Genomic DNA, 19381 nt, shown 5'->3' on the forward strand with positions numbered 1-19381 from the left:
TTCGACATGCACTTCATCTTATTCAATACCCTCTTCCAGATCAAGAAACGCAATCGCATGCTTATACGGTATGGTTAACGAAAATATATTTTTATTCTGCTTTAATGAAAGATTTATGCAAACAAGTCCTTTTCTGCTTTGCCTTCTTCTTCGGGTGTGGTATAAAATGGCCGTTGTTCGATCATGTAATGCGTATCGGGTGGAATACCCAGCGCATGATAGATCGTTTGATGGATATCCCGGGCATATATCGGCTTTTCGATGGTCTTACAGGGGCGTTCGTCCGCGGTACGGCCATGTACATGACCTTTTTTGATTCCGCCCCCAAACATTAAAATGGAGCAACCGTCCGTAAAATGACGGTGCATCCCATAGTGTTTCATTTCTTCGAGAATGTCGGGTTGGTTCACTTGTTCTTTGACTTTTTGGTCCGGGCGACCTTCCACCATCATATCCCGGCTGAATTCGCTGGCCAGTATGATGAGGGTTCGATCCAATCGGCCGCTTTTATCCAAGTCCTTGATTAATTGTGAAATCGGACCGTCAATCTGTTTTTTCATATCCTTCGCTCGGGTATGCCCATTTTCGTGCGTATCCCAACCCATAAAAGGGACATATTCGGAAGTGACACTGACAAAGCGCGCGCCTTCTTCGACCAATCGTTTTGCCATGAGACAACCCAGACCAAATTTTCCGGTGTTATAAATGTCATAGGATTCCCGGTGTTCTTTGTTGATATTAAAAGCAGCGGCTTCGGGCGATTTGAGCAGACGATAAGCCTGTTCCATCGATGCTTTCATGGATTCTTTTTGGTAATCACTCCCGTATTCGCCCATGGGACTTTCGCTGACGAGCTGATTGTATAATTCGTGCCGCTTTTCAAACCGTTTTTCGGACATGCCCACGGGTGGACGCACACTATCCAGTCCTTTGGTGGGATCGGGAATCAGAAAAGGACCGTACTCGTCCCCTAAGAACCCGGCGGTGTGATACGCTTTGAGTTCCTCGCCTTCACCGACGTCAAATCGTTGGCCAATGTTGATAAACGCGGGAATAACTTCATTGACCGGCCCAAGCTCGTGGGAAATCCAGGAGCCGATGTGCGGTACATTAAAAGCTTGCGGGGGTTCGTAGCAGGTGTGAAAATGAAATTGGTGGCGCGTATGGAGGATGTGCCCCAGATCTGCAGCCACATAGGACCGGATCAGCGCGCCGCGATCCATAATGCCGGCCATCGATTCCAATCCTTTCGAAAAGTGCACTCCATCCAGGGCGGTCGGAATGGACGGAAACGTGCTTAGTACATCGTTGCCTTCCATCCCTTTTGTAAACGGGGTGTACCGCTTGGGGTCGAAGGTTTCGGTGTGAGCCATACCGCCGGCCATAAAGAGCCAGATCACAGAATCTGCAGTAGCCGGTATGCGGGAACTTAATTCGGAACTACACGATGAGAGCAAACCTGGAATTGGCGCTCCAGCGGCCATCGTAGCGATGCTGGCTGCGGATAATTGTTTGAGGAAGGACCGTCTGTTGTGTGAATTGGGCATAATGGACTAATATATGGAATTTTCTCTTTTTATTCTACAATGACAGATATTTCACAACCATCGAGATACTGTCCTCCCATATGTACCAGGAATGTTAGACGCAAGGCAGCATATTCTCTGCTAATATTCTTATATCTGAAAATACGTAAGTGTGTTCTATCTAAACACAATACCTTATATTATAGATTGAAAAGAAACAATGTCCATTTGTTAAGAATCTACGATAATCGACAAGACCCAAAAAGTCTCAAATTTTGATTCCCTATATAGTTGTCTTGTATTTCTTTCCAATGAACTTTTCTATTTGCATTATAAAGAAAGCTCGCTGCTATCGACCCAAAAAAGGCTTATCCTTTAAGGCCTGATAATCCAGGGCCATACCAATACAATCCTTCAGCTCTTTTTCCGGCAATTCATCCTCCAGATTGAATACAATCGCTCTGTTTTTCTCGTATCTAAACAGATCTCCATAGACCATCCTGAAGGTCTCCACCAAGCTTGTCGTACAGATAAAATACATGGCGTATTGATCCGGATTTTTAGCTTTCCAGTCTATTCGTACAGGACTTCCTTTCGGAACTTTAAAACTGGGTTCGCCCCATTTCAGGCTGACTTCCAGTGGTCCGGCAATAGCCATTTCTGAGGCTGTTTCTATAATCAGATTTTGTAGGTGTTCCATTTTATCCCGAATCCCATCGGGATAGGAATGTATTTTATGGTCGACCTGAAGATCTTGTATGATGGTGATGGATTTCATGGGTGCCTGGGGTTGGTTTCTGTTATAGTATTTTACTTTATAAACTGGACTTCCGGATGCAATACCATGACCCAGAAGTAGTCTTGTATGATATTGGTATCGGGGGACGGACCTAAAGCTTGCAAAGCGACATCTTTTTCGTCAGATAAGGGCAATCGTCCAAGTAAATTCATATAGGTGTGATCGATGAGGTCTTCAGGCTCATTGTACGTGTTTTTCCATTGCTCGGCACCTTGAGCCAGTGCCTGGGTCAGTCGTGTTCCATTTGTTAATTCCAGAGCCTGAATCAGGTTGGGTTGGTCATTCCGATTGGTGACCACGACCTCCCGGTTGGGTCGGCCCAGTGCGGTGAGAAAGGCATTGTTAGCCACTTGCGATGCCCGGATAAAGTTGGTGTCCCGGTTCTCGGGGTTAAATTTCATTTCCTTTGAGGTAAACAAAGAGCCAAAATTTGAACTGACCATGTCTGAAAATTGCTCCGCAGTGATTTTCCGGAGGACAGGACCTCTGAATGTATACCCTTCTTCCCGTAAAGCCAGGTTATTGTCCACAGGGATTGCCGGCAACTGATATGCTCGGGAGGTCACGATGGTGTAAATCAGATTTTTTAGATCAAATCCATTGCCGACAAAATTGACCGCCAACCAATCCAGCAGATCCTGACTCCACGGGAGCTGATCCATCTCATCCACTGGTTCTACAATGCCCCGGCCCATGAGCTGCGCCCAGATCCGGTTGACCATGGTGCGGTATAGCCGGCCATTATTTGTGTCTGTCAGCTTCGTCGCCATCTCTTCCAGCCGGTTCTCGCGGGAGGCTGTACTATCGATGGTTCCCAGCTCTTTCCAGAGCAAGCGGGTCTCCGCCATTTCTCCGGTGGGCTTATCGCAACGATTGATCTCCATGGTCACCTCCGAGAATATGTTTGCAAAGCCATAGGCATCTTTCAGCTTCCAATCACTAATGAAGCTGTCGTGGCAGGAAGCGCACTTGAGGTTAAGTCCAAGCATCACCTGGGCCACGTTTTGTGCAGCCTGCATCTCGGTGCGTTGACTGGCATTTACCACACCCCGCCACTGAATGCCGGCGATAAACCCTTTGGAGCTTTCATCCGGACTTAGGAGCTCCCGGGCCATGTCCTGATAGGGTTTGTTGTCGACTAATGATTTAAAAAGCCATTCAGTGATCCCGTAACGCCCCTTTGTGATGTAACCCGTCCCGGTATAATCATTGCGAAGGATGTCGTTCCAAAATGTGAGCCAGTGAAGCGCATAGCTTTCTTCTTGATCCAATAATTCACGTGCCCATTTTTGACGTTTCTCCGGGTGTGGATCTTCCACAAATTGATGAATTTCTTCGGACGATGGGTTTAAGCCGACAATGTCCAGATAGATGCGTCGCAGATAGGTGCGATCATCAACCGGCTCATCCCAGGATAGATTCTTACTGGAGAAATACTGGTCCACCCACACATCGATTTTGTTGTCAAACCGGGAAGTATCGGCGGGCCATTCCGGGTAACGCGGTGCCAGCGGAGCATTCCTGAATATCTTCAGATCTTCAGCATTTTCCGGCCACCAGGCGCCGTTTTGCACCCATATGGAGATCATTTTTATCTGTGCGGGTGTAAGTAAGTCCCCTTTATTGGGCATCACGTCATCGTGGCCTTTCGGCAAACTAATCCGGCGGATGAGTTCACTGTTTTCTGGATCGCCTGCTGTGATCACCGGCCCGTTTTCTCCACCTTTAAATACTAGTTTCCGATCATCAAGCCGGAGACCGCCCTTGATCTTATCGGAGCTGTGGCACCGGTAACAGGTGTGTGCAAACACAGTCCGGACTCCGGTCAGCAATTTAAGTTTTGCTTGTTCTGAAATTGCACTGGTATCTTGTTCATAAATAGCGAGGTCAATATTCAGATCCGCTGCTGTGTTTGCAGGTGGTGCCGATGCCCCCGGGAGGACTTCGGTCAGATAATCAGGACCATGGGTGAGCATAGCTCCATAATGACCTGTGAATACCAGTGCGATGGCGGACAATATCAATGTGCTCCGATAGGCTATGATCCGACTGCGGATCGGTTGTCGTTGCTCCAAAGTATGGAGGCCCAGAGCCACCAGGCTAAGTACAGCGGTGGCGATACCCAACTTTTGGTGAAGATCTACTCCGGCACCTTCATAGCCATCCTGAACCATTAACAGATATCCCATTCCCGCTGATGCCACAGCGCTGATAGCTCCTGTCCAAAGCATAAGTTCGATTGTCGATCGCCATCTGGATGAAAACTGTTTGATTGAGATGATTTCCAGTACAGCTGCCACCAATAAAAGACTGATCGGGAAATGTACGATCATGGGGTGCAGCCGCCCGAGGAATTGCCACAGCCAAAATGGATCGGATTCCAGTAGAATTTGTTGAATTAATGGTATTGATAGTGCTATCATTCTACACAACTTAAATATAAAGGAAATTTTTGATCCTCCCGTTAACCTCCTTTAGCGGGGAATATTTTTCGTAAACCGGTCACCTCCCCAAAACAAGCACAATTATCCACTTTTTCCTTTTTAGGGGAACAAATATCCCTCGCCGGCGGGGAGTAAAGGGGATATCCTCACTCCATCGCATGATCTTCCAATAATTCCTGAGGATCATAAAATCCTTCCTTATCTGCTATTTTGGCTCGCACCTCTCTAACTGCTTCTGGTTTTATCACGGATGATTTATTCCCAAAAGAGTTTCTGACATAAGTCAGGACTGCAGCCATTTCCCGGTCATCCAATAGTCCGCCGAAGGGGGTCATGGGTACCTGCCCGGGGTATTCCTTGTCCAGGACGGTAATGGGGCCAAGCAAACCTTTTAAGGTAAGTTTGATCAATCGTTCTTCAGAGCCATTTACCCACCTTGTCCCGGCCAGCGGTGGAAATTGTGAGGCGGCCAATCCTTTCCCGTCGGCTTGATGGCAGGTAATGCAATAACCGTCTCGTTCATATATGTCTTTCCCAAGGATGAATAGCTCTTTCGCCTCCCCTTTCAGGTCGGTTAAATTTTCTTTTTTGGCATGATCTTTCACGGATAATTTTTGAATGTGGGCCACAGCGGTTTTGTATGGACCTTCCATCCACTTGTCAAGTGGTTTTTTCTTCGCTTCCTCCAGAATAGCCAGACCGGTTTCTTCATCCAGCCAGCTGGCCGCTACGATGGCCTCCAGGCGCACCCGGCCATGTTCATCCCGGACTGCCTGCATGAGCAGGTCGGCCTGATCCTTGACCTGATGTCCGGTGTAGCGCAACACCCGTACGGCGGCTGTCCGTACATGATAATCCTCAGCTTCAAGCAGTCTTCTCAGCAGTTTTTGATCCACCTGATCCAAACCCCAGGATACCCATAGGGCTTCGAGGAGATGGTGCTCGTATTTTGGATCATTTTTATCCAGGTTGTTGATCCAGTTGTTTAATGTGGGCAATACTTCTTCGGCATCTCTGCCGCGGAGTTCTCTTCGGGTCCGGTAGCGGGTCCGGTCTTCGTGCAGCTTCAGGTTGTCGAGCAGAATGGGAATGGACGCACCGTCGATTTTGGCCGGTTCCACCAAAGGTCGTTCTGGGTAAGTGATGCGGTATATTCGGCCGTGGACGTGATCACGTAACGGATCTCTGGCGTTGTGCTGCATGTGACCGATCAGGACATTGTGCCAATCCAAAAAGTAGAGCGAACCATCGGGTGCAAATTCCATATCTACGGGGCGGAAATTTTTATCGGAGTCACTCCACACGAGGTCTTGTCGGTGTTCGCTGTGGTATCCGGTGCCATCATCTTTCATCACATGTTGTTTCATACCGAGAAAACCGATGGTGTTGTTAATCAACAGATCTCCTTGTACTTCCTCCGGAAAATGGCGGCTCGAGATAAATTCCAGGCCGGATGTAGGACGTACCCGGTGTGCGGGTTCGATCAGATCTCTGGACTTATAATTCCCATGGCCGTATAGTGGGACGACGCTTCCGGGCATCATCCAACGAACTGCAGGACCTGACGTTTCAGCAAAGAAGTTTTGTCCCCAGCGATCAAAAGCAATTCCCCAGGGATTGGGGATGGAAACCTGTGAAGTACGCTCCAATTTATGTCTTTGTGGGTTGTAACGGTAAAAGCCACCATTGGTGCCCCGGACTGTGCCGTAAGAGGTTTCTACGTTGGTATGCAGAAAAACACCTTCTCCCATGTAAATGGCGCCGGAAGGGTCAGCGGTGTATGCACTGTGGGCATGATGGGTATCGTGATCATCGAAACCGCTCAGGAGAATCACACTCGTATCAGCCCGATCATCACCGTCCAGGTCTGTATAAAGTTTTAAGTTGGTCCCCTGTGAGACATACACGCCTTCCGGCGCCAGTTCAAACCCAACGGGCAGGTGAAGGCTGTCTGCAAAAATAATTTCTCGATCAGCTTTTCCATCTCCGTTGGTATCTTCATAAATGAGGAGTTTGTCATTGGGCTTGGCATCTCCGGGTTTGTAATGCGGATAGGTGGGCATCACGGCGACCCACAGCCGACCTTTATTATCAAAAGACATCTGGACGGGGTTCGCCAGTTCGGGGAATTCCTCTTCGGATGCGAACAGCTCCACTTGGTATCCCGGAGCGGTCTTCAGTGAATGAAGGGCATCTTCGCCATACAAATATTTGACATCGCCGTTTTTTCTCGAAGGTTTGTAGTTGGTTTCTACTTCCGGTAAATCTCGGGTGCGTGCATCTGCAGCAGCCAGATCCATTTTTTTGCCTTGGGATGCAGCCATCCAGATCGCGCTGTCCCGGTTGGTCGTCATTTGGCGTATTTTTTCTATTTCATACGGATAGTTGTCCGGTCCGAAGGGATCGTATCGGCGACCATAGGCATGAACGCCATTCGGTATTTTAATATCGTTGTGCCACATCCAGTTTTTTTCCTGAACGGCCTCGTGAATCAGTGATTCATGTTTTGCTGCTTTTCGCTTGCCCGATCCAAATATTTCGTCTGCGAGGAACGCACCGAAACGGAGGTATGCTTTTTCGGTTAACTGACTGCCATCGATGGTCATCGGTTCATCGGCATCTTCTATCCATTTTTTAGTGGGCGTATAGGCATCGACAAAGTGGATATCATGTGAATCAGCGACCTCGCGCATTCCTTCCATGTAGAGTTTTAGGTTTTTGTTTTCCTGAACTCCGTCTGGAACACTCATATCATCTGAACGATCTTCAAAAGCAATGGGCGATACAAGGACCAGTTGAGTGGAGGTGTCCCCATTGTAGTTCATGGAGTCGGTGTGCTGGATAAAAGCATCGAGTTCTGCTTTGAAATTATCCAGATTTTCTTCACCCTGGAACGATTCACTGTATCCGAAAAAAGCGATAATCACATCAGCTTCCAGATTAGTGATCCATTCATCTTCTGTCGGAAAATGCCCTCTGCTTCCCGATGGATTCGCAAATTCTGTTTGAAATTCTTCTGCACCGGGGAAGGCCCAGGGTGAGTTGCGACTGGAATGTGGCCGAAATCCTGGAGTGTTGCCCGGATCGCACATGTTTCGTATGACGAGATGTCGGTCCGGGTGCCGAACCTGCATTTCAGTCTCAAAAGGGCCGTATTCCATCATCCTGGAGCCCAGGTTGTTTCCGATCAATACGATGTTCATATTGTCTTCTACAGCGATAGCACCTTCGTGTGTGGTCTGACAACTAACCATCAGCATCAAGAGGGGGAGCAAGAGGTAGGTCCAGGGGAAGGAGTGATTTCCTCCTCCGTTCCGCAAGTGCTTCGGGGAGGAGCTATGGTGGGCAAGAAGGTTGCAGCTGCGATTGGAGTAAAAAAGAGGCCGGTTTTTCATATGATATAATGTCTGTGTAGCAGGCTCGATGTCAATCCGTAAAATATGGAATTGTTAGCTTCCTGAAATCATTGCGGAGGTATCGGATTCCTGTTCCTGTGATCGATTCAGGCTCAATGTAATCAAAAGGATTAAATCTTCTTACCTACCATTGCCTATAATTGATTTACAAATGCATTGAAATGCTGTATTCGTTGGGAATTCTCCTGACGGAATAAGAGATGAATAAAATTCTGATGGATGTTAAAACATCCTAATTCAATAATAGCCTGCCTTAAGGACCAGAAGTTTATTTTAGTTTTTCCGTAAAAACACGGAATTTTGGAAACAGTATAACGCAGCCACGCCTTAGAGTAAGTACTTTTGACCATCAAAAGCAAGATGCTTTTGTTACATTCACTACTCTTGCAAAAACACAAATACCCCCTTTTTATTGGCGGTGATGATATCTGGTTTACCATCACCATTGATGTCCTGAACGACCAAATTCAATCCGGAGCCGGAATCGTCATCGATCAGGTGTCGATTCCACTGCGGGGTAATGCCCGGCACATATTCATACCAATACAATACTGCCGGGTCTTTCCCCCCCGGATCCTTTCCCATATGAGCATAATAGCGCTTCCCGGTAATAAAGTCTTTTTCTCCGTCGCCGTTGATATCAGCCACATACAAACTGTGGCTCTGTGACCAGGATTTATCGATCGGGTGGGTAACCCACTGGGTTGATCCATCCAACTGGGTTTTTTGTTCATGCCACCAGATACCATGTCGGTGTGCGGATGCGCTGAGAACATCATGATCCCCATCTTTGTCAATGTCATAGACATACATTTGGGAACAGTCTTCCCCCAAATCTGCCGGGTGAAAAGTCCACTCTTCGGTGGTAGGGTCCTCTGGACCTTCCCACCAGCCTTTGGTAATGATCACATCCATCCGACCATCGCGGTTAATATCTGCTACCCCCAGTCCGTGGGTGTATTGGTGGGTGCCCGGAATCCCTTCCTTGGCACTGATGATGTGTTTTTTCCAGGCGGTTTCTCCTTTTTCAGAGGGTGCTTCCAGCCAGATCAATTGTTTTCGTTTTGGGTCATTGCAGACAATGTCTTTCCGACCATCGCCATTCACATCCACGAAACGTGGACTTTCATTGCCCTGATGATCATGAATGGTATGGACGGTCCAATGCCCGTCTTTGTTTTGGGGATTCTCGTGCCACACCACTTCGCGACCCGGCCAATTGACCCGGATCAGATCCACCCAGCCATCCTGGTTGACATCCATGCTAAAATTTAGAAATGAATTGCTGTAGGTCTTATCCGGTACGAAGGTGATCGGTTCCATGATTTCATGGGGTGTCCAGTCAGGAGCTTCAAACCAATAGGCCCCAGCCAGGACATCAAGGTGCCCGTCCTGGTTCACATCACCGACAGCGACACCTTCTGAGATAAACTCATTGGTGAGAATATGTTTTGTGAATTTGACCGGCTTTTGGTTGGTGGCCTTTTGTGCGTCGCTACGTGGAATAATCAGTAAAATAGAAAAAAGCAGAAAGCAAATGGCAGGGATGGTGTGGTTTTTCATTTAAACAAAATATGACCTATTAAAAATGAACAGCAATATACACAATTCTTCCAATAGGAAAAGTAGTGAACTTTAGAAAACGTTTGATTGAAGGATGAACTGGCTTGATGGTGGTAATTCCAATAAATGCGGGAGGGATTGTTTGCGGAGCTGACTCTTCCATTGATCAGGTAAATAGTTTTAGTTTCAACTAAGAGCGGTGTTTTCAATTGAGGAGGGTAGTATAAAAGAAAACGGTGGATGATAAAAAATCACCCACCGTTTTTGTATGTATTAATTGACTCAATGCAGCACCATTAGAACAAGGTAATTGTTTTGGTAAATAGCTCGTCTTTGGTTTGCAATTTGATAAAGTAGGTTCCCTTTTGGAGCCCTGATAGATTCATGTCAATAGTTGACTCCTTTACATTGGCAAAGTGCTCTTCTCTGACCAGTTGTCCTATACTGTTGATGATGGATATGTTCAGGTTGGCAGCTTCCTTGAGCGATACTTCCAGAGAAATCAGACCTTCGGATGGGTTAGGAAAAACCTTCGTCGTTTTCGCTAGATTACTCTGATATTTACTTCTTAACTTAATTGAAGCAGTTTGGTTTCTTTCTCGTTCTACTTTGAAAGGACCAGCAGTTAAGCTACATCCATTGGCATCCAGAACGGTCAGTTGATATGCTCCATCCGGGATGTTGTAAAGGTCTTCCTGGGAAGAGGTAAATCCTTCGGGCCCTGTCCACTCGTAGGTATACGGGTAAGTACCGCCTTGCACGGTGACTTGCACTTGACCATTCGCTGCACTGTCAGTAGCGTTCAATACAATACCATTCATCAAGAACAGGGAGTCCGGCTGTTCCAGGGTGATGGTATTATTAATGATACACCCACTGTCATCCATTCCTTTTATGGTGTAGGTGCCGGCTGTCAAATTGGAAGCAGTGCCTCCTTTTTGACTCAATTTGTCATCCCAGATCAAGTAATATGCTTTGCTGGAGTCAGGTTTGTTTAATACAATTTGACCATCCGAAGCACCAAAGCAACTCGGGTGGGTGATTTCAAAATCCAATTCCACTGGAACGACGACTACATTAAAAGAACAAATATCATACGAACCATTTTCGTAAACGATTAAATAGGTGATGGGGGTGGTTCCTACGGGAAAGACGCTTCCACTACACAGACCTTCAATTTGAGTCATGGTATACTGTTGGTCAGATTCTATCTGCGGAACAGCATAGGACACCACAGAATTGCATTGATTCACCACGATATCATCCGGGCATCCCTGGGGATCATCGGTTGGAGTTCGCTCTATTATAAAAGAAATGCTTAAAAAACAACCTTCTGAATCCGTCACGGTCACCTCGTGTATACCTACTGGTAAACCGGTTACCGATTTGGTTGTGGCACCCGTACTCCAATGATAGCTGTATGGAGCAGTGCCTCCTGTGACCAGCACGGTAGCATTGGCGTCCGCAGAATCCACTACAAAAGTGGATTCTATATTCAATACCAGATCGCACGCTTCCGGCGGATAAGGATCATATACTGGAACTGCAAAACTGATCGTCGTGGAACACCCATTATTATCCGTGACTTTCAAAGTGTAATTCCCCGGCAGGACAGAAATATAAGGATTCGTACTGCCTGTGCTCCACATGTACGTATATGGAGCCAGACCACCGGATACTTCAGCTTCTACGATAGACTGGTTGTCTGCCCCTCTTTTTATGTTTACAGAAACCTGAGGTTGTGATGGTTCCTGGATCGTATAGGTATATTCCCGAACACATCCTCTTTGATCGGTGATACTTACGGTGTAATCGCCGGCCGTCAAATTTGATATATCTTGAGTGGTGGCGCCGTTTGACCACGAATACTGATAAGGTGAAACACCTCCTGTCACGGTCAAATCGATGGCTCCATTTTCTTCACCGGAGCAAATGGTGTTTGTGATATCTGCTATAGCGTTCACCTCACCCGGGTCTACAATAACTATGGTATCACCAGTGGAACAACTCTTTAGGAGATCTGTCGCTACGACACTTACGATGCCGGCACCTTGTACGGTAGCCGATGTGCCATTTTCGTCGATAAGTACATCGCCTTCGATGACTTCCCATAGAATCTGAATGTTTGCTCCTGCTCCGAGTTGACTGTCATCAGCTGTAACAATGGCCTTCCCATCGCAATCCAGGAAGGCTGTATCTTTTTCAAACTCGAGAGCTCCAATACTTACCTCTGCAGTAACGGTGATGGTATCTGATACCAAACATCCGGTGACCAGACTTATACCGGTAGCTACATACGTACCGGGGCCAGCAATAGTTAATTTTTGATCGTTGCCACCTAGGATTCTCCCCGCACTGCCGAGTTTTTCGAAATGAACAGTAATGCCATCATTGTTTATAAGTACAAGATCTGCAACATTCAAGCATCCCAGGTCATAAGTCACACCGGCATCAAAATCCAAAATTGAGTTATCATCCTCGCTTCCTTCCCCGACAGTTACACTGTCACGGGCTTCGCAACCGGTAATGGCGTCGGATGCCACTGCTACATAGGTGCCAGGGGCTGCCACTTCCAATACCTTATTTGATGTTAGTACATTGCCACTTAAATTCTCCCAGACAAAAGAAGTGGCATCAGTAATGGCTTCGAGTTTTAGGTCATCCAAACACCCCAGGATACGGTCCGTTCCTGCATCAAGTAGAGGAATGTTTATATCGGCGGTCACTTCTACTTCTTTTTCGGAAACACAGCCCGTCAGGGGATCCAGGGCGGTGAATTTATAAATACCCGGGGTAGTCACTTCAAAGGTTTTGTCAAGAACTTCAACGCCGGTTTCAAGTTCAGGAATATCGACTAAAAGCTCTACGCCGTCGTCTGTAGAGATGCCCAAATCAATTACTTCATGGCATCCTAGTTCAAGGCTGCCGGTTATGTCGAGATTAGGTAGTTCAATTAGATTTTTTATTTCGGCGTTCGCGGTATCCTTGCATCCGTTTTCATCTTCGATAAGTATCGAATAAATGCCCTCGGTAAGATCTGTAATGGTGTTTCCTTCGCCACCCAGATTGAGGATCTCGCCCAGATTAAGAATGCCCAGGTTGAGTCCGCCAGAGCCGCCCGTGGTAATCACTTCAATGCTACCCGTAGGATCTACACAACTCAGAATGTCATCAATGTTTAAATCAATAATCTCTAGCGCATCGGGTTCTTCCACGGTGAAATCTACGGACTTAGTAGATGCTGCGCCTAAGAGGGGTCTTGAGGTCCAGGAGAAGGTATATTTCCCGGCAGGTAAATTTTCAACCCGGATGGTGAGTCCCAGGTTTAAATTCAACAAATCTTTCAGAAGATCTTTTAGAAGACCTTCATCGCCCGACTGTATGATATCGTTTGCCTCATTTGTTACTTTATAGGAATATGAGGTTAACGAAGATAGGCCTGCAATCACGATAGTGGCAGAACCATCACTTTCACCGTGACAACTGACATCATCGACGAGTGGAAGTGAGATATCAATAATGGGTGGAGCTTCAACTTTTTCACGTGAATAATCATTTCCGAAGAGGTAGACTGCATTATTTAAGATAAGGAAAATAAAAAATAAGCGTAAATACATGGGTTAAGGGGGTTGAAATTGTAAAAAAATATATGATATAAAATATGAAGCAGATTGTACATAAAATCGTATGTACAATGTTATTTAAGAACTTAAAAATTATGGTAGACAACCTAAAGAAACAAAAATATAAGATTTATTTCATTCCTGCAAATTTATTTTATTGAAAAAATGTATTTGACGGTGGATTCTATTTGATAAGAAGTGAATATGCAAGTTTTAATCAGAGTGACTTTGGTTGAAACTTATGTTTTTAATCGCCGAATTAATTTGCGAATTAATTTTTACAATTGATTGATATTCACTTGTTTGCTTTCTGATTTGACTGATAAAAACAGAGGTTGTTTATCATGTATTTTGAAAGGATCCTGGAACTGTGGAGAAAAAATTGGAGGCCAGGTGTATTGGCTAAATAAAATATGGTGATGGATGTGTTGTGGGGATCTCAAACCTGAATTAAATATCCATGTTCAGGTGTTATTTTTATTGCTGCATATATTTACTATGCCCGAATAAAGGGTATAAATCATATTGAATGTAATATCAATTAATCCTTTTTGAGCATAGAATGGTCAAATCGACCCCGACTGTCAAAGGTGAATTTTCTTGAGATACTGATGCCCAAATAAACCGATAATACCGTGCCCGAAAAGATGGCGATCATGATCATGATCTGATACTTTATGGCAATAAGCGGAGAGCTTCCACTTAGGATTTGGCCTGTCATCATACCCGGTAAGGCAACCAGACCTATCGTGGCCATCGCAGCCAGGTTGGGATTGGCAGACTTCCTCAAAGCCGTGCGAAAAAACGGAAAAAGAGCTTCTTCCTGGGTGGCACCGTTGGCGAGGTAAAACCGGTATCGCTCCTGGTGCTGATCGATACTGTAATAGAACTCATTCATTCCGATCACATTGCTTCGGAGGCAGTTGCCCAGTACCATTCCTGTAATTGGAATGGTATATTGAGCAGCCATAATATTTGGCAAACGGATGACAAAGGTCAGAAAAAACAAGTCGATAATCACTACGCCCAGAAAAGTAGCGATAAATATGCTGATAAATAACTTTTTACTGCGTCTCAACCCACTGCGGTTTATGGTAGCAAAATCTGCGACGATCACCATGATCATTATCCATGCTAGGTTTACCCAGGGATTATCATATTCAAAAAGGTATTCCAGATAATACCCCACAAAGATCAATTGCAGAGTCATCCGCACGACCGCTATTCCCATTTTTTGGAGTAATCCGGTCTTGTATTTCCATAGGATGAGGCCGGGGATAATAAGAATCCCAAACCCTATCGCCAGCTGTCCCCAGGTAAGATCTATGATATCCATACGCCATTAAGTACTATTCAGATCAACGATTTGGGTGCACCGGTCTATCCACCACGGATCATGGGAAGTAGATAGTATGATGCGTTGTGGGTCGAACAAGAGGTTTTCGACCTGGTGTTTGGAATTTTCATCCAGCGCCGAGGTCGGTTCATCCAGGATCAATATGCTTTTATTCAGTAAATAACACAGCGCTATTCCTACCCGTTGACGCTGCCCGGTGGAAAGATTCGAAAAGTCAATGTCCCATATGTTCTTTTTCAAACCGAGTGCATCGAAGGTCGCCAGTATTTTTTTCTCATCCGGTTTTTGAGATTTATTGGCCTGGAAGGTAAAGGGATATTGAAACACCTCTTTTACCTTGCCGTCTCCTAAATTCAAATCCTGAGGTAGCCACGTGGTATTTTTGCGAAACGCTTTTAGTTTTTGGGGAGTTAACCGTTCGCCGTCAAAGGTGATGGTGCCACTATCGGGAACTTCAAATCCCAATAAAAGACGGAATAGCGTGGTTTTCCCCGAGCCGGAAGCACCTCTTATCCCTATAACATCTCCTTTCGTCACTTTCAGTGAAAAGTTTTTGATGATGGGGTCGACATCATACGCAAATGTAACTTGAGAAAACGCTATATTCATGGTGTGTAAAAATAACAATAAAGTACGCTTTATGGCTTTTTCTGCTTCCAATTCTTTTTGTTCTTCAACGAAGAGACAGGATCAGATCAGTTGGATCTTCAAGATTGATCTTTCAGCTGCTACCGATCATCGGACATCGCGGCAGATCAAGCCATGTTCGGAAATATGATTCCTATGAACTCCGATTCACACAAATGAGAATTAGAACCAAAGCTGACTTATCAATTTGATTTGGATTGTCTTTTTAGTCGCTCCGCTTCCCAGCCGTGGTCCATGTACTCCCAGCTAAAATCGTCCCCTTTTATCTTCACAGACATAAAACCTTCTCTGGTATTGTGCCGACGTCCTTTCCAGCCGTTTCCGGCAATGGAACCGCCGGTGAGAAACTGGGTTCGGTCATTAGCCAATCCGTATTCCAACCAATGAATGTGTCCCTGCAAAACCAGTTTTAGATTGTGATCTTTTAGCAATTCAAACACCTTATGTGCATTAGAAACTGTACGGGGATTGCCGCCATTGATCTGAGTAAAAGTACACAGCATAGGCAAATGTGTCGTAATGACTATAGGCGTTTTCTTATCGATAGATTTGATGTGGTTAGCCAGCCATTTCAACTGTTGCTCGTGGTAATATCCTTTGTATTTTTTGTCAGGGGTTACTTCCAGTGAATTTAGCGTGATAAAATGCCACCCTTTGTGGTCAAAGCCGTAATAGGTTTCTCCGAAATACCTTTCCCACATCCCATATTTATAGTCTGGATGTTCCGGGCCTTCCGGGCTTTCCTCATAAATTCCAAAGAGGTCGTGATTACCGATGCAATTGTAGACAGGCATGTTAAATCCGCTACTCATATCTTGGTATAACTTAAAAAGCGCGTCGCTTTTATCAATCTGACCCCGCATGACATCATAGACCAGGTCCCCACCTGTGATTACAAAGTCGGGATTCATGGCATTGACTTTGTCAATAGCCATTTGAAAGCCATCCGGGGCGCCCATTTCGGGTTTTATGTGGATGTCAGTGAGGAAGGCAAATTCAAAATCCTGGGTCGATACATCGATGTGTGCATTCCCTCCTTTTAGTGGACGGAGGCCTGCTAAGGGCGTGGCCAGAGTCGTCATGCCAATGTTTCTGATAAATGCTCGTCTGCTCTTCTTATTGGTTTCTTTCATGGGTTTGAATTTTTAAATTAGTAGATATCGAAAGCACGTAGAATTATTTAGGTTTTGGCAATCTTGCGCTATGCAATTTCCCAAAATGACTACCGTATCTCCGACTAGTCGTCTCTGTCGGTGAGCGAATAACCCAATCGCCATTTTTTTCCGAATTCTTCAACGACCAGGCGGGTTGATCCTGAACCGACGTTTAGATTCTCAGGTAACCTGACTTGAATATCAGGCATTGCTGTCTCGTAAGGCGCAACCACTGTCACAAACCGTATGTTTTCATCGGGCTTGCTTTTTGGTATCCTGTACCGGAAAGCCGGCCGCTCTTCTTTTTCTGTGTATTTGAAGGAGACCCATCCTTCTTCTTTCTCCAATGTCATTTGATTTTGTGGATTCGTGCGAACCAGCACGTTCCATCCTTCGTCAAAGTTTGAATGTACAGTATTTCTTGTGTGATCATAGACCGCTTCGCCAGGTGCCAGCTGGAAATGGATGGCTACATCACCGGTGGCCGTCCCGATCGCCTCATCAAGTATAATGAAATATCGCTTATCTACAAAAAATACCGATCGGCGGTGCGTCAACTCGTCATAGCTTTGATTCTCAACCACCAGGATATCCAGGCTGTCACCGGGCTGCCATAATAGGAGTTGTGGGTCATAGGCTGAGTTTGCTTCATTCAGGGTCAGCGTCTGGTGAACCCTGGTTTGACGAAACCAAGCCCGACCTTCCGGATTCCCACTGTATATATAGCTTCCACCATCGGGCATCAGATTTCGGCCACCGGCATACAGATCAAAAGTACCATTGTCCGGCTGGCTGTGGCCCCCACCGTCGGGTCCGCATTTTAACACGAGGCAGATGGCTTCTTTGTCCCATCCGCTGCGCATGGAATACAGGCCACTTCCCTTGAGTGCATAAGCCGTGGAATCCGGTTGCTGACCTTGATCTCCATCTGTAGCCAGATATAAAAAATCATCCCGACGGAAGAAGTCTGCCCAATCCTGAAATTTGCGTTGGTGTTGTCCGGGAGACCCTTCCCAGGCGTCGCCAAACTGGACATTCCGGCCATCGGGCAAGCACAGCTTCATGGGGACTTCACACATTTGTTCAATTCGTCGAAGGTAACTGGCCGGGAATGCATCTTCGATGCCGTTCATTTTAGCCAGTTCATACGTGCGCAAAAACCAATGGATGCACCCCAGATGATAGCCGATGGCGAGTTCCCGTTGGTGTCCATCGGGATTGACCTGGATATTGATTTCTCTGTTCAAACGGCGAAAAGCTTCATTGCGCCATTTTTCAGCATGTTTGAATTCGGGAAAGGTCAAGGCGATGAAGGCCAACCCCTCGGCCTCCATCAGTCCCCAGTTGCTGCCCGATCGGTATCGGGCCATCAGATATTGAGCGTGGTCATGGCAACTGTTTAGAAAGGCGACCAGGACCTCGGGCGAAAACGAAGGTGAATCGATGAAACGCTGAAACAAACTGGTCCAGCGGAAGCCTCTGATACCCGCCTCGATCGATCGCCAGGCGTATTTATGATCCTCATCACGCGGGTTTTTCTGAGTCCAGTCGATGAGTTGCTGTCCCCAGGCCCTGGCATATTTTTCATCACCGGTGTGCCAGTAAGCTCTTCCCATGGCATCCCAAAAACTCATGCGGTGGAGCTGCCACAGCCATTCTTTGTCGGGCACCGGACTGGTGGACCAATCGATGTCGTCACCGCAGAAATGGGGTGGGTAGGCAGGTTGTCCCACGAAAATATGTTTTAGCGCATTGTCTGCTACTTTCAGGTCTTTTTCTATGGCGGTCTGCACCAAAGAAGCTGTTTTCAGATTTCGATCGATGGGATGCTGTACGGATGTCCGGTGACGATAATAGTTCAGGAGCTCCTTGGCGGCCTCAACTGGTTGCGCCACCTCATTTTGTACATCACGCAGACCTTTTTCATCCAGATTAATCCTGGAAAGCAAGGTCTCCGTCGCGGCTGAAAAGGGTTCCGGTTGGCCATTCAGAACCAGTGTAAACAGACTTAGGAGGACGATAAGAAACTTAGTTCGTATACTGTGCACAGGGCGGAAAAGTGAAGGGGCAAACATTTTATGGAATTTTAAAAGGAGGAATATGAGATCTGCGCTAAAATAAATAATATTTTATTCAAGATCAGTGCATAAATCGCCTGGATTTTTAATAACGCACCTTATGGTTCAGATCTCAATAAAAATCAATTCCGATCCACCGGTTGCCCATGCACCTCGATCCAGTCCAACCGGGAGCAGGCCCTGGATCGGCCACCGGCCATGAGATCTGTAAAACCTATTTCTTCTACATGGGATAGGTCCGGCTCTTTAGCTATACCGATTTCCGTGATCCGTTCCGGGTCCAGGTGATGCCAGACGATATCCTGGATATTAAATTCTGATATTTTCCAGTCTTTCGACGGTCCGGTGGATTGATCGCTGATCAGCCAGGTTCCATCCGCTAGCTTCAAGGTGATCCGGAGCTGTCTCAGTCCCACCTGCTTCGTTCGCCATTTTAACTTGGCGAATCCGGTCAGATCCACGTTTTTGGTTTTATGCTTCAAGGTCACCATCCAATTATCCAGGCACAGTCCGGACCAGACATAGAATGGATCATCCACGGGCTTTTCGTGGTTGCTTTTTTTGAGACTGTCCTGTCCATCGCCGTATAGGTGAACCGTTAAATCCGGGTTGTCTACATGACGTTGATTCAAGGGGATTTCTGCCGGGATTTCTTTCCAGTCTTCGCGAAAGAAAAGACCGGGACGATAGGTGTCTTGCGCGGATACCATGCCGGTCAGCAGAAGGAAGAGTAAGACGGTTAGATTGAGTGTATTCATGATTTTTTGGGAATA

Annotated in this window: 11 protein-coding genes; all 11 read right to left on the bottom strand. The window is 46.2% G+C overall.

What is annotated here, in order from left to right; genetic code table 11:
- Positions 1 to 113: 113 nt before the first annotated feature.
- Positions 114 to 1547 carry a DUF1501 domain-containing protein gene (locus KUV50_RS15665; protein WP_222581127.1) on the bottom strand — a complete coding sequence of 478 codons (1434 nt, stop codon included), beginning with the start codon at positions 1545 to 1547 and terminating at the stop codon, positions 114 to 116.
- Between the two features lie 328 nt (positions 1548 to 1875).
- A complete protein-coding gene (locus KUV50_RS15670) occupies positions 1876 to 2304 on the bottom strand; it encodes a DUF1801 domain-containing protein (RefSeq protein WP_222581128.1) in 429 nt (142 codons plus the stop codon).
- A gap of 32 nt (positions 2305 to 2336) precedes the next feature.
- Positions 2337 to 4748 carry a DUF1549 domain-containing protein gene (locus KUV50_RS15675; RefSeq protein ID WP_222581129.1) on the bottom strand — a complete coding sequence of 804 codons (2412 nt, stop codon included), beginning with the start codon at positions 4746 to 4748 and terminating at the stop codon, positions 2337 to 2339.
- 167 nt (positions 4749 to 4915) lie between these two features.
- Positions 4916 to 8029: a PVC-type heme-binding CxxCH protein gene (locus KUV50_RS15680; protein WP_222581209.1), complete on the bottom strand. Its 3114-nt coding sequence runs from the start codon at positions 8027 to 8029 to the stop codon at positions 4916 to 4918.
- A gap of 534 nt (positions 8030 to 8563) precedes the next feature.
- Positions 8564 to 9748, bottom strand: coding sequence for an FG-GAP-like repeat-containing protein (locus tag KUV50_RS15685; protein ID WP_222581130.1), 1185 nt, complete (start codon positions 9746 to 9748; stop codon positions 8564 to 8566).
- 296 nt (positions 9749 to 10044) lie between these two features.
- Complete coding sequence (locus KUV50_RS15690; RefSeq protein WP_222581131.1) at positions 10045 to 13365, bottom strand: T9SS type A sorting domain-containing protein; 3321 nt, start codon at positions 13363 to 13365, stop codon at positions 10045 to 10047.
- Between the two features lie 547 nt (positions 13366 to 13912).
- The gene (locus KUV50_RS15695; RefSeq protein WP_222581132.1) at positions 13913 to 14707 is read right to left on the bottom strand and encodes an ABC transporter permease; all 795 of its coding nucleotides are present in this window, start codon (positions 14705 to 14707) and stop codon (positions 13913 to 13915) included.
- A 6-nt stretch (positions 14708 to 14713) separates the two neighbouring features.
- Complete coding sequence (locus tag KUV50_RS15700; RefSeq protein WP_222581133.1) at positions 14714 to 15337, bottom strand: ATP-binding cassette domain-containing protein; 624 nt, start codon at positions 15335 to 15337, stop codon at positions 14714 to 14716.
- A gap of 221 nt (positions 15338 to 15558) precedes the next feature.
- The gene (locus KUV50_RS15705) at positions 15559 to 16509 is read right to left on the bottom strand and encodes a metallophosphoesterase family protein (protein WP_222581134.1); all 951 of its coding nucleotides are present in this window, start codon (positions 16507 to 16509) and stop codon (positions 15559 to 15561) included.
- A 104-nt stretch (positions 16510 to 16613) separates the two neighbouring features.
- Positions 16614 to 18605, bottom strand: coding sequence for an alginate lyase family protein (locus tag KUV50_RS15710; RefSeq protein ID WP_222581135.1), 1992 nt, complete (start codon positions 18603 to 18605; stop codon positions 16614 to 16616).
- 125 nt (positions 18606 to 18730) lie between these two features.
- Complete coding sequence (locus KUV50_RS15715; RefSeq protein WP_222581136.1) at positions 18731 to 19366, bottom strand: hypothetical protein; 636 nt, start codon at positions 19364 to 19366, stop codon at positions 18731 to 18733.
- Between the last annotated feature and the right edge of the window lie 15 nt (positions 19367 to 19381).

The organism is Membranihabitans marinus (genome assembly GCF_019802045.1).
Taxonomy (GTDB): domain Bacteria; phylum Bacteroidota; class Bacteroidia; order Chitinophagales; family Saprospiraceae; genus Membranihabitans; species Membranihabitans marinus_A.